Below are 25,972 nucleotides of genomic sequence, written 5' to 3' on the forward strand. Positions count from 1 at the left end.
CCGCCTGGTTGAGTTGACACATCGCGATGACAGAGCGCGGTCTTGCACGGGTTTGGTGGATCTTGAGCCAGCCAGGAGCAAAAGTGAATCAAGGATTGATCGGGATGGCAATCGTGCACAAAGCGCACGGCGAACATTCCGTCGTTCCCGGCTCTTGCACGGCAATGCTTGAGCGCCGCTCAGAAATGCGGCAACTTCCTTTTCCTTGCCGACTTTCGCTTGAGTTCCACGAACAAAGCCAAATCAGTCACGGCGGAATTTCCTCGAGGAATCAGCTTGCGGCATCGGCATAGTTGGACGGAAAGAGCGCGCGACGCGCCTCGTCATCCAGTTCACGCTTGAAGACGTGGTCGCGTCCTGCAAGACGCGCCCGTGCCACCGCAGGGCGGGCGTCGACGGTGTCGAAGAGGCGCTGCAGGTTGGGAAAAGCGGCAAGCGGGTCACCTTCGCCTGGAAGCACGCGCGGCGCCCGATCGAGCCAACCCCATGCGGACATGTCGGCAATCGAGTACTCATTGCCAACGACGTACTCGCGCCCGGCCATGTGTTCGTCGAGCACGCGGTAGTGGCGCTCGATCTCGCGGCGATACCGGTTGATGGCGTAGGGCAGCTTCTCGGGCGCCGCGTGCTGGAAGTGCACCGCCTGGCCGGAAAAGGGCCCAAGACCCGTGCCGAGGAAGAAGAGCCACGACAGCAGCTCGGGGCGGTCCGCCGGCATGCCGACGAAGCGCTGGATCTTGTCGCCGAGGTACAGCAGGATAGCGCTGGAATCGAATACGCGCGCCTCGCGTCCGCCTGGACCTTCCGTGTCGATGATGGCCGGCACCTTGCCGTTGGGATTGATGCGCCTAAACGCCGGCAAGTGCTGCTCGCCCTTGCTGGTGTCGACGGCAATCAATTCGTAATCCAGCCCTGCATCTTCGAGGAAAAGGGCGACCTTCGCGGGATTCGGCGTGGGGTGAAAGTAGAAGCGAATCATGGTGTCCTTGCATGGAAAAGAGTATCTCGTTGTCTTGCACTCGGAACGCAACGCAACGCTAACTGCGCCCAGATGTCTTCCACAGAGAAGTCGCTTGCTTTTTAGATCGATCGATTTAGAATATCTTAGCTTATTCGGGATGGCAACCTACTGGTGGAAACGAGGAGTAAGCCAGCATGTCGAGACCACGTGAGTTCGATGAGGCCGCAGTGCTCGACACCGCCATGCGATGTTTCTGGAAACGTGGGTACGAGGCTACTTCGGTGCGCGAGCTTGCCGAGAGCATGGGCATCACGGGTGCCAGCCTTTACAACGCGTTCGGCGACAAGCGCTCGCTGTTTCGCCGGGCGCTTGTCTATTACGTCGCGACGAGTTTCGATGAACGGGTCTGCCGCTTCGAGGGACACCTTCCTCCATTGCAAGCCATCAAAGGGTTCTTTGCCGAGATCGTCGAACGTTCCCTGCGCGATGAGGACCGCAAAGGCTGCATGCTCGTCAATTCGGCCCTGGAGGTAGCGCCTCACGATCCTGAGTTCCAGCAGGTCGTGGCGGGCGTGCTAGTCAAGATCGAAGCGTTCTTTCGGCGTTGCGTGTTGGCGGGGCAGCAGGCGGGAGAAATCGCCTGCTCCCAGCCGGCGGATGACCTCGCGCGCATGTTGCTTGGCGTATTGCTCGCTATCCGTGTGTTGGCCCGCTCCCGACCCGAACCCGCATTGCTGCATGGGCTCGTACAGACCGCCCTCGTGCTGCTCGACAATCATGAGAAGCAAGGAGTTTTAGCCTAATGATCGAACTTTATTACTGGCCAACACCAAACGGTCACAAGATTACGATGCTCCTGGAGGAAGCGGGTCTCGACTATCGCATCCATCCGGTGGACATTAGCGCGGGCGACCAATTTGCGCCGGCGTTCCTTGCGTTCTCGCCGAACAATCGCATGCCGGCAATCATTGATACCGCGCCCGTCGATGGCGGCGAAGCGATCGGCGTGTTCGAGTCTGGTGCAATTCTCACGTATCTCGCGGAGAAAGCGGGTCGCTTCTTTCCGTCCGATGTCCGTTCCCGCAATGTGGTCAACGAGTGGCTCTTCTGGCAGGTCGGGGGTCTGGGGCCGATGGCTGGACAGAATCATCACTTCGGTATCTATGCGCCGGACAAACTGCCTTACGCGATCGCGCGCTATGTCAACGAGACGAACCGGCTGTATGGCGTGCTCGATCGCCGCCTGGAGGGCCGTGCTTTCATCGCGGGCGAGCACTATTCGATCGCTGACATGGCGTCTTATCCGTGGGTGGTGCCATGGCAACGCCAGCAGATGAACCTCGACGACTTTCCGAATCTGCGCCGCTGGTTCGACAACGTGCGTGAACGGCCCGCAACCGTGCGCGCTTATGCGAAGGGTGACAACTTTTCGAGCCGTCCCTCGGTCACGGAGGAAGGCAAGAATATACTGTTCGGCCAGACCGCGGCAAGCGTCGCCGGCAAGAAACAGTAACCTTAAGCGGCTGCCCAGTCGTTTATTTTACCTCTCCCGAAATAAAGAGATTTCCGCTTAACTCGGCCGAGTCTCATCGCGATCTACCTTCCGCCTGTCAGGATGGATGCAGAACCGCTCGAGAGCAGCTACCTCCCGCTCAAAGGATCGTGTCCTCGGACGGATTGCATGGCAGGAACTCGCTCGTCCCGGCTCGTCTGGTTCCACCGAAGCGCTGTAACGACCGCGTCGTGTCCCTATGAAATCAATTTAGTTTAAACATTCGAAATGTGCACTTTACGGGGAAGAGCTTCGACGCCGGGGGCGGACCGAGCGGTAGCAATCCTACAAGCAAATCGGAGTTGTCGCTGGTATTCGACATACGTTCTAAAACAATGTACGCGTTGTATAAATTAATCCTTTTACTGAACCGGCATAGGGCGGTTAACTCGTACGGTGGAGGCAGCGCTTCGATACTGTCTTGTCGCGCTGGAAGGCAATCATCTAATCATCAAGTGAGATCAATTTGTTTGTGTCTAGACCGACACTTGAATGGCAGGTCCGGTCAGGCTGCGGACTGGAACCACCTCAGCGGCAAGTATTCGACAAGGCCGCTAGGAGGCGGCCTAGTCGAGATGCTTGTTTAGAAAGACCAGCATAATTGCGGCAATCTCATCGACTTTCTCGTCGAAGGCGAAATGGCCGGCGTTCAAGAGATGAACTTCAGCATCGGGCAGATCACGTTTGAACGCTTCCGCCCCAGAAGCAAGGAACGAAGGATCATTTTTACCCCACACCACCAGGGTGGGTGGTTTGAACTCGCGTAACCACGCTTGCCACGCGGGGTAGGAAGCGACGTTCGTTTGATAGTCGTATAGGAGTGAACCCTGAATTGCGCGTTGGCCAGGTTTTGACAGGTGCGCGTACTCGTCAGTCCAGGCATCCGGATCGTATCGGTCTGGATGAGAACTGCCGGCGGTGTGTCGCTGTTCAGTAGCCGGCAACGACATAAATGCATCTAGTATCTCAGGGTGCCCTTGAGGATTCGCCCAATATTGAGCGATATCGGTCCATTTGGTCCCGAGTCCGTCTCGGTAAGCGTTGGCATTCTGAACGACGAGTGTCTGGACCCGCTCTGGGTGGGCTGTCATGACCCGAAAGCCTACTGGTCCGCCGTAGTCGTGCAGATAAAGGCTGTATTTGTCGATTCCCAGTTGCTCGAGGAAATGATCGGTCGTCTGTGCCAAATGGTCGAAGGTGTAAGCGTACGACGATGGCGGCGGAGCGTCGCTTTGGCCGAAGCCCGGGAGATCCGGCGCCAGGAGGTGATAACGCGTAGCAAGCAATGGAATGAGTGCGTCAAACTCGCGCGAGGAGGAAGGAAAGCCGTGCAGAAGTACCAATGTAGGCGCATTCTTTGGTCCAGCTTCCCGGTAAAAGATGCCTATGCCATCGACCGTTAAAGTGTGATAGGAGGTTGTTGAAGAGATCGACGGAAGTGAAGCGGCGTGCACCACATGGGTCGCAATCAGCGCGGCGGCTACGGCTATTAGAGTTCGAATTTTCAAAGTTATTTTCCTTTTGTGTTTATTAAAACAGTCGCGTCCAGTTTTCGGCTTAACGTCTTGATGGGACTGCCACCGCCCCTTTGTGCGACCTTACGCATGCTCCCGGTTCCGGTGACGTCGTACTGCTGCTTACTTTTCCTCCACATTCGTGTGAACGGGTAAGTCAGGCTGCATCCGGGGCAAGGGACTAAGCTGCAGGTGTGGTGGGTTCAGTGATTCCATTTTCACGCAAGTACGATGCGTGACCTGCCTACCCCGCGAATGGCATTTCTCTCTCCCGGGGTTGAAGAACTTGTAAAGGTATTTCTCTGTATGTTGTTCACCTTCGATTGCGGGCGCGTAGCCGACCCGCACCTTGCATTCATAGAAGGCTTAGCCCCTTCCAACCTTCAAGTTTCTTCACCTAATTCGGTTCGCAGGCACATGTGGTTACACGTTGGCCAAAAGAATGTTGATGCTAGCCCACTGTGAAGCTTATCCACCCCGGGTTCATTGAAGCCACCGCTTCGGATGATGTTACGTCTCGGCAAGGGGCACGAAGGAAAGATGTCCGGAGAATCGCCCGGATTAGATCGTCTCGTCGTTTGCTCAACATTTGCTACCACTACTGTTTGGACGTTTCGCAAGCGGCAAGTTCGTGATACCGGTCAGGGTTTCTTTTCCAATCAAAAATTAAAGATCCCTGACGAAATGCCGTTGAAGACGTTGCACGACGGAAATGATTGACCGCTCGTGTCGCCATCTGGGCGTCCCGCTGTGCGGCGCGCTGTTTTTACTTACGGAGATATCAAATGAATTTACTCAAAGTCGGTAGTGCTGCTGTCTTGCTCGCTTCTGTTGCGTCAACTGTCGCAGTCGCCCAAACTAAGCCCGCTAGCGCAGCGGTGGAAAAGTGCTATGGTGTGTCGCTTGCGAGCCATAACGACTGCAAGGCGGGTGCAGGAACCACGTGTGCTGGCACGCAAAAGATGGACTATCAGACTAATTCCTGGAAAAACGTCCCTGCAGGCACGTGTACCTCGATTAAGACGCCCCATGGTGCCGGCTCGCTGACGCCAGTCGAACTGTAACTGTTGAGTGCCGTATGATTGACCAGACGAGGAACACGGGGGCGGGCGTCGGATTCAAGCCCATCCACTTCGAGGCTGCGCTTGCGTGCACCGAGGCTGGTCTTTGGTATGAAGTGCATCCAGAAAACTACATGGTCGACGGCGGGCCACGCCTGGCCTTGCTTGAGGCCATTCGCGCGCGTCGTCCGGTCTCGCTGCACGGCGTATCGCTTTCGCTGGCGGCAGATTGCTCTCCAGACAGCGACCATCTCAAGCGCTTGAAATCGCTTGCTAACAGAATAGAACCCGCGTTGGTATCGGAGCATCTTGCCTGGTCTACGTGGCGTGGGCAGTATCACCCCGACCTTTTGCCATTCCCACGCTCGCACGAAGCGCTAGCGCGTGTTTGTGACAACGTCGAAAAAACACAAGAGGTACTCGGCCGGCGCATTGCGATCGAAAATCCGACCCATTATGGTGAGTTGAAAGGGCACGACTGGGGTGAACTTGACTTCTTCTCTGAACTTACGAGGCGCACAGGGTGCGGGATTTTGCTCGACGTGAACAATGTTTATCTCAGTGCTTACAACCTCGGGTTTGATGCGAACGACTATATTGATAATGTTCCGTGCGACGTTGTTTTAGAAATTCATCTGGCCGGCCACGGCGAAGATGGCGAAAGTGCTTTGCTGATCGATTCCCATGCGGCACCCGTGGCAGACCCTGTCTGGGATTTGTTCGAACGCCTTGTGGCACGTATTGGTGCTCGGCCTACGATCATCGAGCGCGATGATGAGATTCCCCCGTTCGATGTATTGCTTGGCGAGCGTGCCCGAGCACAGTCAGTGCTGGATGCAGCAATGGCGGAGGCTAAGTGAGCACGGCGTTAAGGATTTTTCAAGACCAATTTGTTCGCGCAATCTATCACTTCGACCATACCACCATGGATTGCTGCGAACCTCTGAGGTCGTTTATCGGGCAACCAGCTTTTGCTGTCTATCGCAATACGATAATCAAGGCATGCATTGATGCCTTGCAGGCGAATTACCCGACAGTCGAAAGGCTGGTGGGCACAGATTGGTTTCGCGCTGCTGCAGCGGTGCATGTACGACAATCGCCACCACACGACTCGAGACTGCTTGAGTACGGTCGAGATTTCGCCCATTTCCTTGGGGAGTTTGAACCTGCTCAAAGTTTGCCGTATCTGGCGAACATAGCGTACCTGGACAGGTTATGGACGGAGGCACATATGGCGACCGATGACCGCCTGTTGAACGCGACCACAATCGCTCAGCTTCCCACTGAATGCATGCAAACCAGCAAGCTGACGCCTCAGAAAGCCGCTCGATGGATCTGGTTTGCGGATCAGCCTGTCTACACAATCTGGAGCGCGAACCGCGAGCATGTAGATGTCCCCACGCCGCTCGATTGGATTGGAGAGGGCGCCTTGATTACGCGCGTGGATGGCGCGGTGTCCTGGCGTGCACTCTCGGCCGGGGGTTGTACGTTCTTGGACGCATGCGCTGACGATCTGCTGTTGGATCTCGCGATTGAAAAATCGATAGCCGTTGAACCTTCTCTGGACGTCGGCGCCATGCTGTCAAGCCTAGTCTCCGCTGGCGTTTTCACTGCGCGCGGTCATGATCATTTCCTCTCTTGATGGAGTTCGCTTGGACCTTTCTACTTCAGTATCTACTTCGCCTGCTGGCCGATTGCGCGCATTTTGGAATGCCGGTGCAGTTATCGCAGATCGGCTGATTACGCACTCCCTGCTTGCATTCATCGCCCGGTTCGCGATAGCCGCCATTTTCTTCATGTCCGGACGTACCAAAGTTTCGGGCATCTTAACCATTACTCCCGGTACGTATGAGCTGTTTCGCACGGAATACAAAATCCCGATTATTCCGCCGGAAATTGCCGCGCACATCTCAGCCTACTCAGAACATTTTTTTCCGATCCTACTGGTTTTGGGCGTTTTCACGCGGTTGTCCGCGTTTGCGTTGCTCGGAATGACGACGGTGATCGAAGTGTTTGTCTACCCTGACGCATGGCCCACGCATTTGTCCTGGGCCGGCTTGATGCTGTACTTGATCGCGCGAGGTGGGGGAACGTGTTCCCTCGATAATAAGTTAGGCATTAAATAAGCAATCGCCCGCTCGGGAGTGCCGAGACCCTCATTAACGCCACTACATTTATCAATCAGGCATTCCAATGTTTGAGAAGCTTAAGATCCGTACCGCCTTGCTCGTCCTATTGGGCTTGTTCTCCGTGGCACTATGGTGCACCGTGTATCAGGCGTGGTCCAACGCACGGGAAGCCACACGCGCCATGGAAGGTGTGATCCGATTGTCGGATGAACGTATCCAGCCGTTGCACGACACCGAGCGGCTGTTGCTAACTGCGCTCGTGAACATGGACAACGCCTATATCAACTTGCAACGCGGCGATCAAGTGACTGCTACCGACTACACCCGCAAGGCTTCGAATGCGAGGCAAGAGGCTAAACGAGTATTCGACGCCGCCCGCAAGGCCGCCGGTGACGCTGGCGCCGACCAGGATTTCGCTCGACTCATTGCGGCCTACGACATGTACGGTAGGGTGCTCGATGGACGCGAAGAAGCGCTATACGATGTATCGCTGGATGCGTATGTGGCGGCGACCGGCAAGGCTGAAAGTGCAGATTCCAACTTCCAGTCGACGCTGCGTGAAGTTAGCACCCACGTGGAAGCCGATCGTGACAGCTTCAAGCGCGCCTCGGCAGAGCGGTATCGGACGGCCAGTAAGCTGGCGCTCTCATTATTCGCAATATCGTTGCTTCTGGTCGGTCTGTATTGGTTGATCGTGGAACGACTGTTATTGAAGCCGCTGCGCGCGACGGCGGCGCATTTTGACCGGATCGCCGGCGGTGACTTGACCATAGCAGTCACTTCTCTACGCGATAACGAGATTGGCGCATTGATGGCCGCGCTAGGCCGAATGCAGCAGGGCTTGATCCGTACCGTATCGTCGATTCGTAGCGGCACGGAAGATGTCTACAAGGGCGCGAGTAATATCGCCGATGGCAACACCGAGCTATCTGAACGCACCGAGAAGCAAGCATCGGATTTGGAGCAGACCGCAGCCACGCTCGAGCGCCTTGCAGCAGCAGTGAAAGAAAACGCCGACAACACGCGAACGACCAATGAGCTTGCGCAGCGCGCAACGGTTGACGCAAAGCGTGGTGGTGAAAACGTTGAGCGCATTATTGGCACGATGGAAAAGGTAGCAGATAGCGCGCGGAAAATTTCGGACATCGTTAGCATCATCGATGGCATTGCGTTTCAGACGAATATCCTTGCGCTGAATGCAGCGGTCGAAGCAGCGCGAGCGCAGCAGGATGGGCGAGGTTTTGCAGTGGTGGCTGCAGAAGTTCGTTCGCTGGCTCTGCGCAGTGCTCACGCAGCCAAGGAAGTAAAGGTATTGATAGAGGATTCCGCGGTGTTTGTGGAGCGCGGGTCAGAACAGGTTATAGAAGCAGGGCGGACCATGCAAGAGATCGTCGATTCGGCCGAAAAAGTAACGAAGACGATGCACGAAATTTTGATTGCCGCATCGGAACAGTCGATCGCCATCGAACAAGTAAGTGGCGTAGTCGCGCAGATGGATCGATCGACCCAGCAAAACGCAACGCTGGTAGAACAAACTGCAAGTGCTGCCCGCTCGCTCAAAGAACAATCGGACAGTTTAGTCGAGTCTGTATCCGTGTTCGAAATCTGACTCCGGCGAAGGTCTTGCGAGGTTCGTTACAACAACCTGGGTGTAATCAATGTGTCGAAAGTGGGCGACGGTTTTCATGGTGTGTGGATTGGTCGCGTGCGGCGGGAAACCCGTGCTCTCCAACTCGCTCGCACCTAAAAGTATTACATTGCCTTTGTCAGCCGCTTGGTACGATAACAGGCTGGTGTATTACATCACTACCGAAATTACAGATCCAGCAATGGCGGCCGGAACCGGAATCACGCTTACGCCAAGGTTGCGCGACGCTGTACCGTCGTATCCGAAGCCGCCGGGGGTAAAAACTGTTCTTGAGCGTGTCTAAAAATTCCCCGCCGGCGACCAGGATGCTGTGTTTTCCTCGGCGCCGAATCCCGTCGGCGCTGCCAGTGCAGACAAGCAATACAGCCCTTTATGGCTGCTATACACGGTTAGTTGGAATAACGCGTCGCATCCTTATATGCTAAAGAGCGAAGCGGCTTTGCTAGAGGCAGTGCGCAAAGACGAGGTTGCCGTTACGCGTACAAGCATTGTAATCAATTGCCCAGTCGTGCTCAATGTTAACGGTTCCACATTGTCTGGCGCGGATGTTAATCGTCAAACCGATAAACCGGCGTTAGGTAATCGCCAAAGCAAAGAAACCTCCAGTACCGCGTTAGTGCTGTTTCAACCAGTCACAACACGCAGGTGAGCCAGTACTTAGTCGGTCCTGCAAAATTCACCCGGCAAAGCTATTCGGAGTTGTGATTGGATGTCGGGACGGACTCGGGATCGCACGCCCGAAGGGTTAAATGGGCGGTAATGTGGCGTTCGCGATGAAGCAGCGCAGCCAGGCGAGCACAAAAATACCGCCGTCAGACCCAGGCGAACAATCGCGCGCAGCAGCCAGCGCAGGTTATAGCCTGTCGCGCACAACACCGCATGCAGCGCATCGCCGCTTTGTCCTTTAAGCCAACAAGGTCGCATGCCATGGTCTTGCTTCAGGTGGCCAATGATCGGTTCGATTGCCTGGCGTCGCTTGAGCCAGCGCCGCTGTGGGTTGGTCAACGTCTTGTGTTTGCCACGGTGAATCAACTGTACCGGGCCAAGTTCAGCGTCAACACCGCGAAAGCCGAGATCAGCAAGTACCGTCTTGGGCTTCGGTTCACCCGGCACGTTTTCTAACAGAATGCGCGTCTGTTCGAGCTGCTCGGCCAGCGTGTGGCCATCGTACGGATTGCCGGAAAACGACCGCGCACCCACGATCAGGCGCAGAGGCAGGATGCCCATCCCGATCAGATTCGACCGGTGAATACGCTCGAAGCTGACAGCCAGGACCGCGCGAATGCCGAGCAGTCGCTGGCCTTTCGCGGCCCAGTCGCGCGAGGATCCCGTCCCATATCGCTCGCCGGCGATGAGAACGACCGAGTCTCCATCGGCGCGGTATCGATTGGCAGCTTCGAAGATCGGCAGCACGTCACCAGTCGGGACGTGCAACGTGTTCGCCGTCGGGGCGTCAGCCTTCAATAGATTGACAAGCGTCTTGTTGTAAAAGGCGGCACGCACCATGACTTCCCAGTTCCCACGGCGAGACGCAAAAACATTGAGGTCGTTACGATCGTCGCCGCGCTCCACCAGGAAGTCAGCGACGTAGCTATCTTTCGGAATCGCACTTGCAGGGGAAATGTGATCGGTTTGTAGACGCCGACCTAAAAGTAGACCACTTATGAGGGTCTCGCCGACTTAAAAGTGGCCCGGGCAACCAGCCTAACCTGCTGCTTTTAGAAGCAGAGGTTTAGAGGATGCTCCCGATGACCATGATTGGCAAAGTACGGCGGATGTTTCACCGCCAGGACAAGTCGGTGCGCGAGATCGCGCGGCTGACGAGTTTGTCGCGCATCACAATTCGTAAGTATTTAAAAGAAGGTACCGCGCAGGAATCGAAGTACGAACGCGCGGAGCGGGTAACCAAGCTGACGCCGTTTCACGAGAAGCTCATCGAGGCGTTGGTTGTTGACGCGCTGCGCCCGAGGAAGGAGCGGCGCAGGACATGGACGCTGTTTGAGCAGCTTCAGGCCGCCGGCTATGACGGCTGCTATTCGCGGGTGACTGATTTTATCCGGACGTGGCGAGTCGCCGAAGGCAAGTCGATTTCAGCAAACGCGTTTGTACCGTTGCACTTCTCGTTAGGCGAAGCGTTTCAGTTTGACTGGAGCGAAGAAGCCTTGGTGATCGGTGGGATGTATCGCAAGTTACAGGTCGCACATACGAAGCTTTGCGCTTCAAGAGCGTTCTGGTTGACGGCGTACTTCAGCCAGGGCCACGAGATGCTCTTTGACGCGCACACACGGGCGTTCAAAGCACTCGGTGGTGTGGCGCGCCGCGGTATCTATGACAACATGCGAACGGCAGTCGATAAGGTCCCCCGTAAAGGCAAGGGGCGACTGGTCAATGCCCGATTTGCCGTCATGTGCTCGCATTATTTGTTCGAACCGGACTTCTGCAACGTGGCCAGTGGTTGGGAGAAAGGTGTCGTCGAGAAGAATGTGCAGGATAGTCGACAACGGATCTGGGCAAGTGCTCGCGAAGAGCGCTTCGGCAGCCTCGCCGAACTGAACGCGTGGCTGGACTCTCGTTGCCGATTGCTTTGGAATGAGGTGCGCCATCCTGATTACAAAGGCGTGAGCGTCGCTGACGTACTTGATCACGAACGCGAGCATTTGATGCCGATGCCAACGCCGTTTGACGGTTATGTCGAGCGCTTGGCGCGCGTATCGAGCACCTGCCTGGTGGTCATCGCGCGCAATCGATATTCGGTTCCATGCGAGTTTGCCGGCCAGATAGTGAGCACGCGCCTTTACCCAACACGCGTTGTCGTCGTTGATCACAATGCCGTGATTGCGGGGCATGAGCGCCTGGGCGGCGAAACCCAGGTGCAGTACGACTGGCAGCATTATGTGACGCTTTTGCAGCGCAAACCCGGGTCTTTGCGCAATGGCGCGCCGTTTTTGGATATGCCAGAGCCGCTTAAACGGTTGCGCGTGGGGCTGCTTCGCGAAAAGGGGGGTGATCGGGTGATGGCGAAGATACTGGCACTCGTTCCCAGCAGCGGACTGGATGCGCTCTTGACGGCGATCGAGTTGATCTTGGCGCAGATGCCGCCATTGGGACGTGTGAGCGTCGAGCACGTGGAGAACGTGCTTGCGAGACTACGCGACGCGCAGCCTCCACCAAGGATCGATACCCAGTTGCAGCTCTCGACGCCGCCACTGGCGAATACATCGCGCTACGACGGATTGCGCAGCACGACCCCGGAGGTCAACCATGCGTGATCTGAGCGCTGAACTCAAGCAACTGCGCCTGCACGGGATGGCGGCCGCCTGGAGCGAGCTTCAGGAGGGCGACGCGGAGGTTTCCTCGCTGAACTGGGTGCTCGATCGCTTGCTGCAAGCCGAGACGGCAGACCGAGCAGTACGCTCGGTGAATAATCAAATGTTGGCGGCGAAATTCCCCGTGCATCGTGATCTGGCTGGCTTTGACTTTGACTGCTCGCCGGTCGACCAAAAGCTCATCGCAAAGTTGGCCGAGACAACGTTTACCGAGGATGCCCACAACCTGGTGTTCGTCGGCGGAACGGGTTCGGGAAAAAGTCATTTGGCGACGGCCCTCGGCGTGTCAAGCATTGTGGAGCACGGCAAGCGCGTTCGGTTTTATTCCACTGTGAATTTGGTCAATGCGCTGGAGCAGGAGAAGGCACAGGGCCGTGCTGGCCGAATCCTGGCGAGCATGCTGCGTTTGGACTTGGTGATTTGCGACGAGCTGGGGTATTTGCCGTTTAGCCAGGCTGGCGGGGCGCTGCTGTTCCATTTGTTGAGCCACCTGTACGAGCACACGAGCGTGGCCATCACGACAAATTTGGACTTCGGAGAATGGTCGAGTGTATTCGGAGATGCAAAGATGACCACGGCATTGCTCGACCGTCTCACCCATCACTGTCACATCGTTGAAACCGGGAATGAAAGTTATCGCTTCCTGCACAGCAGCACCAACGCAAAGGCGCATATCCGAGCACGTGAGGCCAGTAAAAAAGGGCGCACTCCGGGCACAGCGCTGCCGAGGCGTGAGTAAGCCGCTACGGGCTACGCCCTTGTGCGACACGTGTTGCTGCCCGCAACGTGTCGAGCATCAAGCAGTAAAGGGCAGCAAAGCTCGTTTCTGTCTTGTCACACTTTGACTTTGAAGTAGGAGGACGAATGCTGTGACCTGCTGTACGACCAGCAGTTGCCTACCCGGACAGGCGTGACTGGTAACGGTCGGGTCTGAAGCTCTGGGGAGAACGTGCCTCTCTATCGAAGGTTCACCCCGGCGACGGGGAAGGAATCGACACTGCCAGCAGTCGTGCGGTGTGGGGTGCCAGGCAAATTCCGCATGCGCAACATATGTGAACTGTCGTTTTAAACCTCGTGAAGCCCACTGGGCCAAAACTGCTGACAGGCCCTGACCAAAAAGGTACGTAGCCGGTTGCTTCTGTGAGGACAAGGAGCACGTCGTCACCAGTGCTACCGGGGAGAGACAGGCGCTAAACGGATAGGCCCAGAGCATCGGGTCGACAGGAACGGGAACGTGGTAACCCCGACTCACCGCCAGCTTCGCGGGACATTGCGAGATGGCAGGTAACCCGCAAGGGAAACTGTGGGTGGAGCGGGAGAGAGAACGCGGAGAAAGCGAATGGCAGGCTGTAATGGCCTGTATAGGGGTTCGAACTTTGCCCTAACCCGAAAGGGTGCAGACTTCCGCGTGGTGCAGTTGTCGTAGGTCCACATTTGAGATTCGCCGATGGGAAGCTTGTAAGTGACCGGTATCGCTCCGGTTCAGCGCCCTTCGTCTCAGTGATGGGATGAATCAACAATGTGACACCTGCGAAGGGCTTGCGCAGTGTGGCAAGACCGGCGTCAGTGTGGCGCTTAATGCTGTGCTCGAGCGCAGTGCGGTGAAAGTCGCATGCTGCGTTCTTCGGGGGCCGCGTTTCCGAGAGGGAACGTGGCTACCCTCTCACGGCTTACTCAGATACGTGGACCACCAAAGTAGAGGACAAATAAGGCACAAAACCATAGACTTATCCACAACCGGCTGACATTTAGACCGGTTCCCACCCCGGGTCACAATTCAGTCGGCGCGGTGGTCTACTTTTAAGTCGGCGAAAACACGATCGGTTGTTACATCGTCGCCCAGCACGAGCAACGGGTAGGCGATGTAGGTGCCAAGCTGGGAGCCTTCCGAGAGCGAAGCAATGGGCGGCCGACGCAACGCAGTCGACGCGTGATCCCACGGATATTGAGCACTCTCGGGGGCTTTCATTTCGTGCCAAAGCGGGTTCTGACTGGCGATAGCGAACGCGCGGGGGTAATCACTCGGCTCCACACCCTGCTTCACCAACGCTGCAACTTCCTCGCGGCTTGGCCATAAATCATTCAAGAAAACGGGCTTACCATCTGCGGTGATTTGCACCGGGTCCTGGCTTAAATCGACTTCCGCGTCACCAGCTAGTGCAAAAGCGATGACCAGGGGCGGTGACATGATGAAGCCCAGATCCAGATCCGGATGAATCCGGCCCGGAAAATTCCGGTTGCCCGACAACATGGCGACGGGATAGACGGACTTGCTTGCGAGCGCATCCTTGATCGGCTGGGTGAGCTGACCGGAATTTCCAATGCAGGTCGTGCATCCGTATCCAACGATGTCGAACCCTACCGACGACAGGTCATCAATCAAACCAGCACGCTCGAGATACGCCGCGGCAGCGGGCGAACCGGGTCCGAGTGAGGTTTTGATCCATGGCGGGACCTTTAGCCCTCGTTCTCGCGCCTTGCGGGCGACTAGACCCGCCGCGATGAGCAAGGCTGGGTCAGACGTATTGGTGCAACTGGTGATGGCAGCAATCGCCACCGGGTGCTTGGGCATCGACGTCGCGGCGGTGCTTGGTTCAAAAGCAAACGTCGCAAGCGCGGTAGAGGTTTCTGAATAGTTCAGCAAATCCTGCGGGCGCCGTGGGCCGGCAATATGCATGCCGATCTCGCTCAGATCGATGTTGATCGTTCGCGTGTAGGTTGGCTCTGCAGACGGGTCAAACCACACTCCCATCCCTGACTACGCCAAGGAGCTTCCCGTGTTGCGTGCGCTTCCCCTTGTGTGCATGCTGTCGCCACTACCCCAGCGCAGCGACTGGGCGTCCTGCCTGCTCGTTCACCCAGCCGTATCAGCCTTCCCCGATATGGCAGTCAGGTCGGCCTGCGCATCGTCCTTTCGAGGCTTGCTCGTCGTTCACTCGCGTTACGGCCTGCACACTCGCGCTGTCACCGTATTTCGTGACACGCTTCACCGAAGGCTTCAACCGCTTCGTTACCTCCACCATTGCTCCGGTTGCTTCCGGGTGGAGCGTTTGCCGGGCGGGGCTTGCACCCGCTGGGAAAGCGCCGCCTTTGCACGGCGCACGCCAACAGCGGTCTTTCGAGGTTGGGTTTCATATGGTCGACAATCGACGCTGTCAATTACCGATTGAATAGACCGCAACAGCGTGGCGATCGCTCGGGAACGAACACTGCCTATAGAGTTGATCAATCAAATGGTGTTGCTACAGCAGCGTTAGCGAACGATCGTGCTTGAAGGGCTGCGTCCATTCGCTGTTAAAAAGCCGTCATGAAGTGCGCGCTCGCCTTCATGAATAAACATTGCCGAGCGTCACGTCGAGGCAGCGGGTGTTCGGGGCGAACGTGATCATGACGAAGCTCGCGACCATCGGCGAAAAGGTCCGGTCGGAGGCGCGTCCCAAAGCAGATGTCGATGCCTGAGCGCTGGCGATCGGCGACATGCTGTGCGCGTATCTCGACCGGCTCGCGGCGATGAAGTAGAAACCGCGCTAGAACACCATTCCGCCCGCGACGTCGATCGTGCAGCCGGTGATCCAGCCGGCATCATCGGAGACGACGTAGGAAACCGCGGCGGCGATATCGCCAGGCTGACCGACTCGTCCCAACGGTGTTTTCGATACCAGGAACGCTTCCATGTCCTTCGACGACTCTGCGTTCCCTTCGGTCGCGACGAATCCCGGCGCGATCCCCACGACGCGAATGTTGCGCGGACCGAGTTCCATGCCGAGCGTGCGCGTCAGCGTATCCACGGCGCCTTTGGTCGCGCAGTAGACGTGCACCATCGGGTACGGACTCTTCGCGAGCCCCGAGCTGATATTGACGATGACCCCGCCCGCCGGCAGCACCCGCGCAGCCGCTTGCGTGGTCAGCAGCAAACCGCGCACGTTGAGATGAAAGTGTTCGTCGAAGGTCTCGGCCGACAGCGTGTCGAGCGAATCGATCTTGTAGACGCCCGCGTTGTTGACAAGGATATCGAGGCGGCCGAATGCGTGGACGGCGGCGTCGATCAGCGGCTGGATCTCGGCGGGCGTCGCGATATTCGCCTTCACTGCGACGGCTTTGCCTCCCGCGTCGACGATTTTATCGACGACGATCTGCGCGTCTTCGGAGCTGCGCGAATAGTTCACGACGACGGCTGCGCCATCGGCGGCTAGGCGCAGCGCGATGCCTGCGCCAATGCCCTTCGACGATCCGGTGACGAGGGCGACTTTACCTGACAACTTGCTCATGGTGGGTGCTCCTGCGAAGTAGACCGCCCATGATAGGCTGCGGGATTGCAAAGATTAACGGGGGCTTTCGGGATGCAGCATGAAGCGGAGCTTCATAACGAACCCAGACTATCCGACCTGCTTCCGGCGATTGCCGCCTTCGCGCGGGTCGCGCATCACGCGAGTTTTACGCGTGCGGCGGTGGAACTGGGCGTATCGCCGTCGGCACTCTCGCAGACCTTGCGGACGCTTGAATCCCGGCTCGGCGCACGTCTGCTCGACCGCTCGACGCGGCGGGTGGGTCTAACCGAAATCGGCCGGCGTTTCCTGCAGGAAGCGCAGCCGGGGCTGGGTGCGCTGGCGGGGGCTATCGAAGGCGTGAATGAGTGGCGCGACAAACCGGCGGGCCTGCTGCGCCTGAACCTGTCGCGCACTGCCGCCGATATCCTCGTGATGCCGCATCTGATCGCGTTCCTTGAGACGTTCCCCGATATCACTGTTGAACTGCACTGCGATAATGCGCTGGTCGAACTGGTGGGTGGGGGTTTCGATGCCGGCATCCGGCTAGGCGAAAATCTGGCGCAGGACGTTGTGGCGGTGCCTCTTGGCGGCCATCACACCATCGTGACGGTCGCGGCGCCGCGCTATCTCGAGGATCGCCCGCTGCCGCGCAAGCCCGAGGATCTGCGCGCGCACCGGTGCATCAACGTCCGTCTGGCGGGCGGTATATATCGGTGGGAATTCATGCACAAAGGGCGCGCTGTCGATATCGAAGTACCGGGTCCGATCGTGACCAATGACGGCGATATTCTGCTTGCGGCAGTGCGCGCCGGCGCTGGCATTGCGTGTGCGTTCGAGATACAGGTTCGTGACGACATAAAGGCCGGCTTGCTGGTTCCGCTGCTGAAACCCTGGTGGCCAACGTTTCCGGGGTTCTATCTCTATTATCCCAGCCGCGTGCATGTGCCGCGCAAGCTGCGCGTGTTCATCGAGTTCTTTCAAGAGCGGCTCAATGGCTGACAGGCCGACGGTTCGAAACATGCGTCGAGCGCTTGGGAGCGTTGCATCAAGAGCAACGTTCATATCCCAACGGCCGGCTTCGACACCTGACAGCAAATCGCTGAACGTCGTCAGGCGATGCTCGCTCTGAGTGGGGCCAATAGTCGAAAAGCAACGAAGAACGAACAGATCGTCGAGATGATCGATGAGACCGCAACTCGAGGTGGCAGATATTTTTAGGCGCTTCGGGCCTGAGTATCGGCATGCACACGCAGGTGAATTGAGCCTCGGACAGTTTCGCGTCATGCGGGCCATCAAACAATGCCGCACTGAGGCGCTGGGCGGTCACGTTGAGCAGTGCGATTCCTGCGGACATCAACGAATTTCTTACAACTCGTTCAGTATGGGGACTCCTGTCAATGGAGAGTTGCGGTTCAGGTTCGGCGCAATGCCGACTGGCCGTGCATCGTTTAATATTTGGCAAATCGCCATTTAACTCCCCATTAAAATCGCGATCCTCCTTTGCTATTGTGGTTTGGCCTTTCCTGGCAACCCTCATAGGAGGATGTGATGTTGAACACCTACCTGGTAGCACCCAAAACGGTTCTGGTGCGAATGGAGGATGGGAATGGGTTAGAGTCGTCAGACTACACAAACTAATGACGGACGATGAGTAAGCTGAAGAGCCTGGACAAGCTGTTCGATGGGCGACACTTTGATCGCGAGATCATTCTTCTGTGTGTTCGCTGGTATCTGTGAGATAGGCTGAAGAAAGTGGAGATCAATGTTTCGTAGAATGAGCGAAATGGAGATCAAATGAATCGAGGACCGAAAGGCCGCTACACGAAGGAGTTTCGCGAGCAGGCGGTGAAGCTCGTTCTTGTCGATGGACTGTCGCAGCGAGAAGTTGCGGGCCGATTATCTTTGTCGGTTAAAACGCTTGGCGCTTGGGTCGTTGCCGAGCGAAAAGGGACGCTAACGAAGGTAGGCGAGACGCAAAAGCCGCAGAGCGAGTTGGAGGCGGAATTGGCGCGGGTCAAGCGCGAGCTGGCGACGGTCACGATGGAGCGCGATATTTTAAAAAAAGCGACGGTCTATTTCGCGAAGGAGTCGCGGTGAGATGTGACCGGATCGAAACGATGCGACAGGACTACCCGATTTCCGTGCTGTGCCGTGTGTTTGAGCTAGGGGCCAGCAGTTTCTACGCTTGGCGCCGACGGCTCGACTCGCCACGTGCACAAGAGAACGCGCGCCTTGAAATCGAGATTGTAGCGGCGCACGAACGAACTCGGCAAACGTATGGGCGCGAGCGATTGCAGGCGGATCTGCTTGATCATGGCGTATGCGTTGGCCTTCACCGCATTAGGCGCATTCGCACCAAGCTGGGACTGCGTTGCAAGCAGAAGCGCAAGTTCAGAAACACGACGGATTCGAAGCACGATTTGCCAGTCGCACCGAATTTGCTGGAACGCAACTTCGACATGAGCATGCCGAACCAGGCCTGGGTGAGTGATATCACGTACGTGTGGACAGATGAGGGCTGGTTGTATCTAGCCGGCATCAAGGATCTGTTCAACGGCGAGCTGGTCGGCTACGCCATGAGCGAACGTATGACCCGCACCTTGGTAATGCAGGCGCTATTTGCCGCGGTCGCACTTAAACGGCCCGCAGCCGGTTTGATCCTACATTCGGATCGTGGCAGTCAATATTGTTCGCATGACTATCGGGATCTAGCAAAGCAGTTCGGCATGACGATGTCCATGAGTCGCAAGGGCGATTGTTACGACAATGCGCCGATGGAAAGCTTCTGGGGGTCGCTCAAAAACGAACTCGTGCATCACCGCCGGTTCACGACGCGCGCCGAGGCCCGGCAGGCCATCACCGAATACATCGAGATCTTCTACAACCGGCAACGCAAGCAAGCCCGTCTTGACTATCTGTCGCCTGCTGCTTTCGTGCAGCGATTTTATAAAACGCGACTCGCGGCTTAACCCATTGCTCTCCACTATTGACGACCGACCTCACTGCGCTACAAGCTCAGCCTGCAGGATCTTGTCGAGATTATGGCTGAGCGTGGTTTGTCTCTTGCGCACACTACGATCCTGCGTTGGGTGCAGCGTTATACGCCCGAATTCGTCAAACGCTGGAACCGCTTTAGCACGCCCACAGGACAGTCGTGGCGTGTCGACGAAACGTACCTGAAGATCCGCGGAAGGTGGGTCTATCTCTATCGGGCGGTGAATCGGGCGGGCCAGATGGTAGACTTCATGCTGCGCGCCAAGCGCGATGTGGCAGCAGCAAAGGCATTTTTCAAGAAGGCCATCAAGCATCAGGGGCAGTCACCGAAAACCATCACGCTAGATGGTTATGCGGCCTCGCACCGCGCCGTGCGCGAGATGACGGCGGACGGTTTGCTGCCCGCGGACACCGAGGTCAGAACTTCGAAGTACTTAAACAACCTGATAGAGCAAAACCATCGCAACATCAAGTCCCGGACGAAGGTCGTGCTTGGCTTTAAGCGGTTCAGGAGCGCCGCAACCACGATTGCAGGCATCGAATTGATGCATTGCATCCGCAAGGGTCAGTTCAATCTCGCAACGTTCGACCTCAAAGATACCGCTGCGCCTACCGTTTGGAATACGGTCCTATTGGCTCAATAAGCCATCCTATCAAAATCAACCTCTTAGACTATTTCCGCTATTTGCACCAGAGCCGTATTCCGCGGCGAAGGGACCGCTGCTGCTTGAGACGACAATTAACTTCGCACCACTCAACTGCTTTTGCGGCGAGTGAAATTTGATGACATGAACGGCATAACGGCCTGACTGACAACCTGGAAAACTAATCGGCCTTTTGAAGCCGCCCAACTTTTTAGGACTGTCAAGCGCAAATCTCATCGTGGCGCGAGGAGCGATCCTCACAACGACGTCGAATAGATTTGTGCAAGGCAACAATGACATTGCAAATCAGGGTTGCAAAAATGGGAGGGACGATAGATCTAATTAGCCTCTTTCGAATCTCGAGTGGGTGGACTGCTGGGTCAAGTGCGGGCGCAAGCCCGGCGAAGCGAATACTAGACGCGCGTGGGGTCACCAAGCTGAAGCGGGGCTGGTTGCGGCAGAATGCGGCAATCAGCCCTGCAAGACCAAGCGAACGATGACGAACCAAACCCAACTCTTTGAAGCCGCCTTGGGAATTAAGGCACCGTGGTATGTGCAAGGTGTCGATTTCGGCACGGAACTGACGATTGCCGTGGACTTTGTCGCGGGCAGCCGGTTTGCCTACCCCGGGGTGCCGGGCGAACACCCGGTGCACGACACGGTCATCAAACGGCTGCGGCACCTCAACTTTTTCCAGTTCGACTGTTATCTGGAGGTGCGCGTGCCGCGTGTGCGCCTGCCGGACGGCTCGGTGCGGCTCGTGGAACCCGAATGGATGGGCAAACTGGATGGCTTTACGCTGCTGTTTGAAGCGCTCGTGCTGACGCTGTGCCGGGAGATGACATTTGCGGCGGTGGCCCGTCTGGTGAACCTGTCGTGGTATCGCGTGAAGGCCATCTGTGATCGTTACGTGAACCTCGCGGTGGCCGCGACTGATTTGTCCGAGCTCACCGCGGTGGCCATTGACGAAACCTCGTGCCGACGGGGCCACGACTATGTCTCGCTGGTCGCCGACATGGACGCCAGGCGCGTAGTCTTCGTCACGCCAGGCAAGGATGCCGGCGTTGTCGAACGCTTTGCCAATCACCTCGAGGAACACAACGCCACGCCTGCGCAGATCAAATCGGTCAGCATCGACATGTCGCCCGCCTTCATCAAGGGCGTGGACGAGCATCTGCCCGATGCGCGCGTAACGTTCGACAAGTTTCATGTGATTGCGCACGCGTCCAAAGCCCTCGACGGTGTGCGCCGCGAGCAGCAGAAGAACGATCCGGCATTGAAGGGCATGCGCTGGTCGTTGCTCAAGGATGCGGACAAGCTGAACCTCGCGCAACTGACCGATCTCGAGGCACTGATCAGCCAGTACACCACCAACTGCACCGCCCGTGCCTGGATGTACCGCGAGCAGTTGCGGGAGATTCTCGATCGCAAGCAGATCCACGTCGTCTCCAAGATGTTGCGCCGGTGGTGCACCGGTGTCATGCGTTCCAAGGTTGAGCCGATGAAGGACGTCGCACGCATGATCCTGCGCCATTTCGACGGCATCGTCGCCTGGGCCCAGACGCGCCAGACCAACGGCTTCATCGAAGCCATCAACGGCCTATTTCAAGCTGCCAAGCGCAAGGCGCGCGGGTACGCCAGCTTCAAAACCATGCGAACCGTGCTGTTCCTCATCGCCGGCAAGCTCGACTTCTCAGCCTTCAACCCACATGCCTCGTAAGCCGCATCACCCACTCCACTTTTGAAATAGCCTCTAATTATGAAAGCGGGTGGCCTAAACACGTGCTTCGTACGAAATTCGTATGCAAGGCTAAATTAATATTTAGATTCGTGCACGAAATAGTATAGCAATCAACTGGAGGCCATTGATGATGCTTCGTCAAAAGGTGCAGGCGTTTCGTCTACACGTGCGCGACGGCTACTATTGACTTTTAACATCATTAGCCGGCTGACCGCGAGAGGCTGCTGCGGCGACTATAGACGCAAGAAGGAGCACAATGCCAGCTAATAATTCAGCTTTTCTTGCCCCTTTCGCGGTCGCGGGACTACCAAGCAGCGCACCAAGAACCGCTACCCCTACGACACCACCAACCTGCCGAGCGCTGTTTAAAATGCCAGATGCAAGGCCACCATGGTGGCGCTCGACTGAATCCAGTATTGAAAGGCTCATGGCTGGCGTGGTAATTCCTGCGCCAAGTCCGATTGCAAACAGGGGAAAAACCATTATTCCCGGCGTAGCGCGCTGTCCGATGATAGCAAGTAGTAGCGCGCCGATACCGGCCATAAAGTGCCCCCAAATAATCGGCAAAAAAACCTCGTTCGTCCGGAGAATCCTCGCGCCAACTCGCGTTCCGATGGCTAAGGCAAGAGTCAATGGTATAAAAAGCACGCCGGTTCTAAGCGGTGGCAAACCATGCAAGCGCTGGAAAAATAAGCTTAGTACAAAGATTAGGCCATAAATGGAAAGGTTATGAAGCATACCAACCAATGCAACGGGGCCGACTGTGCGGAGTCGCATGAGTCGCAGAGGAAGCATTGGATTGTTTTGGCGGCTTTCGATGAGAATGAAAGCTGCTGACAAAATCACGCATCCGATGCTCAACGCCCAAGTCTCAGTGCTGCTGTTCTTGATTTGTCTGACGCTGATAAGGGTATAAGTCACACAGCTCAAAGCCGCGATTGCACATAGTTGTCCGCGTATGTCGAGGGATCTTGATGGATCCCGCTCGCCTCGTGCGACATGCCTGTAGGTCATCCAAAGTGCTAGAGCGCCAACCGGCAAGTTCACAAGAAAGATGCTGCGCCATCCGAGTGTCTCGACTAGCAATCCTCCGAGTATAGGACCCACTGCTACGCCTAGTGCACCAGCGCTCGCCCAAATGGCGATCCCCTTTGATCGCTTGACCGGATCGGAAAATGATTGATTGAGCGCCGCTAATGAGTTTGGTAAAAGCAACGCAGCGGCAAGTCCTTGAATTGCGCGGGCAATCTGCAATATGCCAATCGTTTGGGCCATACCGCAAAGTCCTGACGCGAGCGTGAACAGCATTATCCCGGTCATAAAAACTCCTTTCACCCCGAGACGGTCACCCAAAGCACCTGCACCAAGTAGAAAGCTGGCGAAAATCATTGCATAACCATCAACGAGCCATTCCAACGCGGTTACATCCGATTTGAATTCGATGCCAATTTTCGGTAATGCGAGATTTACAATCGATGTGTCCAACACAATCATAAAGAAGGCCGAGCTTGCGGCCAAAACCGGTAGCCAATATTCGACAGAGGTCGATGGTATCGAGTATGCGATGCTTCTTTTTGAGGTCATAAATCGAATTCTCCGTTTTGACCTGGGCAGCCGTCGGAAGGAAAAAATAAGGAGAGAGGAGGATTATATCCGCATGGTTCGCAGTTCTATCTGCGCCGAAGTCGCGACGAGAGAAGCGCGCCAGCAGACATTGTGAGCGCCAGCCCGACGTAGCCTTCGGAGTTCGCGGTATGTATTGCAGTGGGCAATATGAGCCAGATGCCAAAGCCACCTCCCACGGCCCACGCCGTCAACACGCCGCCCAGAGCATGTGGACTACCTCTCAAATTGCTGCTTTCCACTTTTCTAGGTATCAAACCAAAACCGCCGCCATGACATGCAAGGGTAACCACCAGCAACAGAAGAGGCGAAACGGATGACGGAGTCCACGCTGCGATACCGAACGCAAACATGCGCAAAATGAACATCCACGTGAATACAGTCTTATCACCGTGGCGAGACGCAATCAGGCCCCACATCATTTGACCGAGCGGAAGTGCGGGAAGCGAGGAGCATAAGGCTAACATAGCATCACCACTGGTCATCGATCGGGTCGCCTGAAGCCACGGCACCGCAATTGCGACCAATGCCATACCTGGTGCGACATTCAAGAAAAGCAGGGTCCAAAGGTAAATGAAATCTCGTAATTTCTCCCTGGAATCGGAAACGCGCTTGGGTAGGTCTGCGTTCGAGAAATCGGAAAGGTAGCGGGAAACGAGCGCACTAAGTAATAGGGCGGTGGTACCAAGCCCTGCGTAAACTTGCATCGCACCCGTTTCACTAGGACTGGCTCTCTGTGCCAGTGTGATTGCAATGGCACCACAAGCGAATCCTAGCGGGCCGATTAGTCCGCCAACGATATTTGCGTTGGGGAAAAGACGTCGAAAAAGACCTATTAGCGTGACGTAACTGGTGCCTACACCGATCCCACCGGGAATGCCTAGTGCAGCAACTGATGTGGAAAAGCCAAAATCAAACGTTATGATTGAACCCACCAACAAGGAGATGCCCCATAATGCGAGACCCATTGCGATAGTTTTCCCATATCCAAAGGGTGTGAGCATAAAGCTCGACATTGCCACCCCAGCGCCAATACCGATTAGGAGCACGCCGAAGGGCAACAAGAGTTGGGGAGTTGATAAATCCTTAGTCAATTGAAGCACTGCTGCCGTCGAACTCCAGCCATACACGGTTCCTATCGTTGCCATCGCTGCGACTGCTAGGGTAATTTGGAAATCTTTGTAAATCACATTCTCCCCTTTAGCCTCGTTTGCAGTTCCGGAAAACGCTGGGATGGTTTTGCTTTCGTAGCAATGAATGCATTCGTGGTTGTCTTGCAGGACAAAAGCTCTACACACTGTAAGTTGCGGCGTATTTGCTCGCCGAAACCAAGCGACATGCGTAAGTTTCATCCGCATACTCTAGATTTTATGGGCACTACGTAATTGCGTTGCCCAATCAAGCACTCGAATAGGGCGTCATCTGTCTGTGTTCAGTACAGTCCATTCAGATATCTCAGTAGCCGCGATCGCGCACGATCGATGCTCATGTATTTTCAGTGAGTCCGGCGACCGGCCGATCGGACATGTTAGATCGCACCGACGGGCTCTTACCAAATAATGTGAGTACAACGTTTGTGCAGAAAAACAAGGTCTGGGTTGTCGCCGCAAATCCGAAGTATACAGATGCGCCCGTTTCCGCAAACGTGAAAAAGATCTCATGAATGTGCAAATATGCACAGCTTCACTATCATCTCTCTATTCGACCGTCGTTTTCTGAGCGACGAGTGGATCCCAATCAATCATATATAAGTTAGGAGTTTTTTCTTACAACGCGCAGCGGGTCGTTGTCTTGTATTGATGTCTGACTGCAGTGGTTAGTGAGGTCTCCAACCGCGCTCGCCGAAAACTTCGCCGGACGAAATTGGGAGGGCGTGGCCATGTCGTCGATATCTTCAAAGTAAACATAGTGATGCTTGTACGCGTCGCGCGAACCTGCGTCGTGATGAGGTTTTAGCGCCACCCACATTGCAAAACCGCAGAAAGTTTGAATTCTCATGCACGAGCACGTACTCATGCGGATAACAGGAATCGAAATACACGTCGACGATTGCCCGATTACTTCACACCGCCGAAAACATCTCTCTAGAATCTTTGCCATTCCTAGCCAATTTTATACTGTGCGCATTGCCGTCTAAGTCGATCCTGTGGTCCTCCATCAAATTCGCGCTGTGCTTTAGCACGTCGACGCAATTTCCAGCCCGCATATTCAGTGCCGCCTTGTAGTTCTACTAGAACGGACAACAACAATTGCCACTCGTACCTCGAGTGTGCTGCCTGGCCATCCCAATCCAAACAAAAGCGATTTTCAGCCAACGGACCAACGGTACGAACGTGTCGGAGCCGACTTCCAACCTTTAAAAATAATGTTCCGTTTTGAATTTACTATTCACGGGAGGGTTTCATTTGACACCCACCAAACATGTAGTCGAAGGGCGCCGAAACTTCCGCCTACCTCATTCTTATTTAACGGTGCGTTTTTGCACATCATACTGACTATTTCCACATCGCC

19 protein-coding genes and 7 pseudogenes are annotated in these 25,972 nt (G+C 56.0%); 17 read left to right on the forward strand and 9 right to left on the reverse strand.

Annotated features, from left to right (window positions below):
* Positions 1-271: 271 nt before the first annotated feature.
* On the reverse strand, positions 272-979 hold the full coding sequence (locus tag AXG89_RS33300; protein ID WP_062003978.1) for a glutathione S-transferase family protein: 708 nt from the start codon (positions 977-979) through the stop codon (positions 272-274).
* Positions 980-1,155: 176 nt separating this feature from the next.
* On the opposite strand from AXG89_RS33300, the gene AXG89_RS33305 reads away from it, so the two are divergent.
* Positions 1,156-1,764 carry a TetR/AcrR family transcriptional regulator gene (locus AXG89_RS33305; protein WP_062174854.1) on the forward strand — a complete coding sequence of 203 codons (609 nt, stop codon included), beginning with the start codon at positions 1,156-1,158 and terminating at the stop codon, positions 1,762-1,764.
* Entirely contained in the window at positions 1,764-2,474 is a 711-nt protein-coding gene (locus AXG89_RS33310) for a glutathione binding-like protein (protein WP_062174855.1), read from the forward strand. The genes AXG89_RS33305 and AXG89_RS33310 overlap by 1 nt, the downstream gene beginning before the upstream one ends.
* A 605-nt stretch (positions 2,475-3,079) precedes the next feature.
* Here AXG89_RS33310 and AXG89_RS33315 read toward each other — a convergent pair.
* Positions 3,080-4,021 (reverse strand): alpha/beta fold hydrolase, encoded by a 942-nt coding sequence (locus AXG89_RS33315; protein WP_062174856.1) that lies wholly within the window; start codon positions 4,019-4,021, stop codon positions 3,080-3,082.
* A gap of 791 nt (positions 4,022-4,812) precedes the next feature.
* Between AXG89_RS33315 and AXG89_RS33320 the strand changes: the two genes are divergently transcribed.
* From AXG89_RS33320 to AXG89_RS45145, 7 genes and pseudogenes are all read left to right on the forward strand, one after another.
* A complete protein-coding gene (locus AXG89_RS33320) occupies positions 4,813-5,091 on the forward strand; it encodes a BufA1 family periplasmic bufferin-type metallophore (RefSeq protein ID WP_082771718.1) in 279 nt (92 codons plus the stop codon).
* 14 nt (positions 5,092-5,105) lie between these two features.
* Positions 5,106-5,948, forward strand: a complete 843-nt coding sequence (gene bufB / locus AXG89_RS33325; RefSeq protein ID WP_062174857.1) for an MNIO family bufferin maturase — start codon at positions 5,106-5,108, stop codon at positions 5,946-5,948.
* Complete coding sequence (locus AXG89_RS33330) at positions 5,945-6,730, forward strand: HvfC/BufC N-terminal domain-containing protein (RefSeq protein ID WP_062174858.1); 786 nt, start codon at positions 5,945-5,947, stop codon at positions 6,728-6,730. The genes bufB and AXG89_RS33330 overlap by 4 nt, the downstream gene beginning before the upstream one ends.
* A gap of 10 nt (positions 6,731-6,740) precedes the next feature.
* Positions 6,741-7,214, forward strand: coding sequence for a DoxX family protein (locus AXG89_RS33335; RefSeq protein WP_236873583.1), 474 nt, complete (start codon positions 6,741-6,743; stop codon positions 7,212-7,214).
* A gap of 67 nt (positions 7,215-7,281) precedes the next feature.
* Positions 7,282-7,617 (forward strand): annotated as a pseudogene (locus AXG89_RS43885) (Tar ligand binding domain-containing protein); the annotation flags it as partial.
* Positions 7,618-7,719: 102 nt separating this feature from the next.
* Complete coding sequence (locus AXG89_RS33340) at positions 7,720-8,826, forward strand: methyl-accepting chemotaxis protein (protein WP_236873608.1); 1,107 nt, start codon at positions 7,720-7,722, stop codon at positions 8,824-8,826.
* Positions 8,827-9,175: 349 nt separating this feature from the next.
* Complete coding sequence (locus AXG89_RS45145) at positions 9,176-9,514, forward strand: DUF7482 domain-containing protein (protein ID WP_442861777.1); 339 nt, start codon at positions 9,176-9,178, stop codon at positions 9,512-9,514.
* A gap of 8 nt (positions 9,515-9,522) precedes the next feature.
* Here the strand turns inward: AXG89_RS45145 and AXG89_RS33345 are convergent.
* Positions 9,523-10,071: pseudogene (locus tag AXG89_RS33345) on the reverse strand (transposase); the annotation flags it as partial.
* A pseudogene (locus tag AXG89_RS42890) lies at positions 10,060-10,506 on the reverse strand (aconitate hydratase AcnA); the annotation flags it as partial. The pseudogenes AXG89_RS33345 and AXG89_RS42890, both read right to left, overlap by 12 nt.
* 107 nt (positions 10,507-10,613) lie before the next feature.
* Here AXG89_RS42890 and istA point away from each other — a divergent pair.
* On the forward strand, positions 10,614-12,134 hold the full coding sequence (gene istA, locus AXG89_RS33350; RefSeq protein WP_062174861.1) for an IS21 family transposase: 1,521 nt from the start codon (positions 10,614-10,616) through the stop codon (positions 12,132-12,134).
* Entirely contained in the window at positions 12,127-12,930 is an 804-nt protein-coding gene (gene istB / locus AXG89_RS33355) for an IS21-like element helper ATPase IstB (RefSeq protein WP_062174862.1), read from the forward strand. The genes istA and istB overlap by 8 nt, the downstream gene beginning before the upstream one ends.
* A gap of 1,074 nt (positions 12,931-14,004) precedes the next feature.
* Here istB and AXG89_RS33360 read toward each other — a convergent pair.
* The 3 genes and pseudogenes from AXG89_RS33360 to AXG89_RS33365 all read right to left on the reverse strand — a co-directional run.
* Positions 14,005-14,940, reverse strand: a pseudogene (locus AXG89_RS33360) (aconitase family protein); the annotation flags it as partial.
* Positions 14,941-15,517: 577 nt separating this feature from the next.
* Positions 15,518-15,670, reverse strand: coding sequence for a hypothetical protein (locus AXG89_RS42575; protein WP_162916193.1), 153 nt, complete (start codon positions 15,668-15,670; stop codon positions 15,518-15,520).
* A 48-nt stretch (positions 15,671-15,718) separates the two neighbouring features.
* A complete protein-coding gene (locus AXG89_RS33365; protein ID WP_062174863.1) occupies positions 15,719-16,459 on the reverse strand; it encodes an SDR family NAD(P)-dependent oxidoreductase in 741 nt (246 codons plus the stop codon).
* A gap of 72 nt (positions 16,460-16,531) precedes the next feature.
* Here AXG89_RS33365 and AXG89_RS33370 point away from each other — a divergent pair, with 72 nt between their 5' ends.
* The 6 genes and pseudogenes from AXG89_RS33370 (at position 16,532) to AXG89_RS33400 (ending at position 21,817) form a co-directional block, all read left to right on the forward strand.
* The gene (locus tag AXG89_RS33370; RefSeq protein WP_062174864.1) at positions 16,532-17,458 is read left to right on the forward strand and encodes a LysR family transcriptional regulator; all 927 of its coding nucleotides are present in this window, start codon (positions 16,532-16,534) and stop codon (positions 17,456-17,458) included.
* A gap of 184 nt (positions 17,459-17,642) precedes the next feature.
* Positions 17,643-17,834: pseudogene (locus AXG89_RS33380) on the forward strand (transposase zinc-binding domain-containing protein); the annotation flags it as partial.
* Between the two features lie 272 nt (positions 17,835-18,106).
* Positions 18,107-18,193 (forward strand): annotated as a pseudogene (locus AXG89_RS45150) (IS6 family transposase); the annotation flags it as partial.
* Between the two features lie 60 nt (positions 18,194-18,253).
* Positions 18,254-19,428, forward strand: a protein-coding gene (locus AXG89_RS33390; RefSeq protein WP_119024612.1) for an IS3 family transposase whose coding sequence is annotated in 2 segments (ribosomal slippage) — positions 18,254-18,527 and positions 18,527-19,428 — 1,176 coding nt in all. Because the reading frame shifts where the segments join, the coding sequence is not laid out codon by codon here.
* Between the two features lie 33 nt (positions 19,429-19,461).
* A pseudogene (locus AXG89_RS33395) lies at positions 19,462-20,097 on the forward strand (IS6 family transposase); the annotation flags it as partial.
* Positions 20,098-20,593: 496 nt separating this feature from the next.
* Entirely contained in the window at positions 20,594-21,817 is a 1,224-nt protein-coding gene (locus AXG89_RS33400) for an ISL3 family transposase (RefSeq protein ID WP_062174917.1), read from the forward strand.
* 201 nt (positions 21,818-22,018) lie between these two features.
* On the opposite strand, the gene AXG89_RS33405 is transcribed toward AXG89_RS33400, so the two are convergent.
* Both AXG89_RS33405 and AXG89_RS33410 read right to left on the reverse strand, forming a co-directional pair.
* Positions 22,019-23,422, reverse strand: coding sequence for an MFS transporter (locus AXG89_RS33405; protein ID WP_062174867.1), 1,404 nt, complete (start codon positions 23,420-23,422; stop codon positions 22,019-22,021).
* A gap of 86 nt (positions 23,423-23,508) precedes the next feature.
* On the reverse strand, positions 23,509-24,813 hold the full coding sequence (locus tag AXG89_RS33410; RefSeq protein ID WP_144029363.1) for an MFS transporter: 1,305 nt from the start codon (positions 24,811-24,813) through the stop codon (positions 23,509-23,511).
* Positions 24,814-25,972: the final 1,159 nt, after the last annotated feature.

This window comes from Burkholderia sp. PAMC 26561 (genome assembly GCF_001557535.2).
Lineage (GTDB): Bacteria > Pseudomonadota > Gammaproteobacteria > Burkholderiales > Burkholderiaceae > Caballeronia.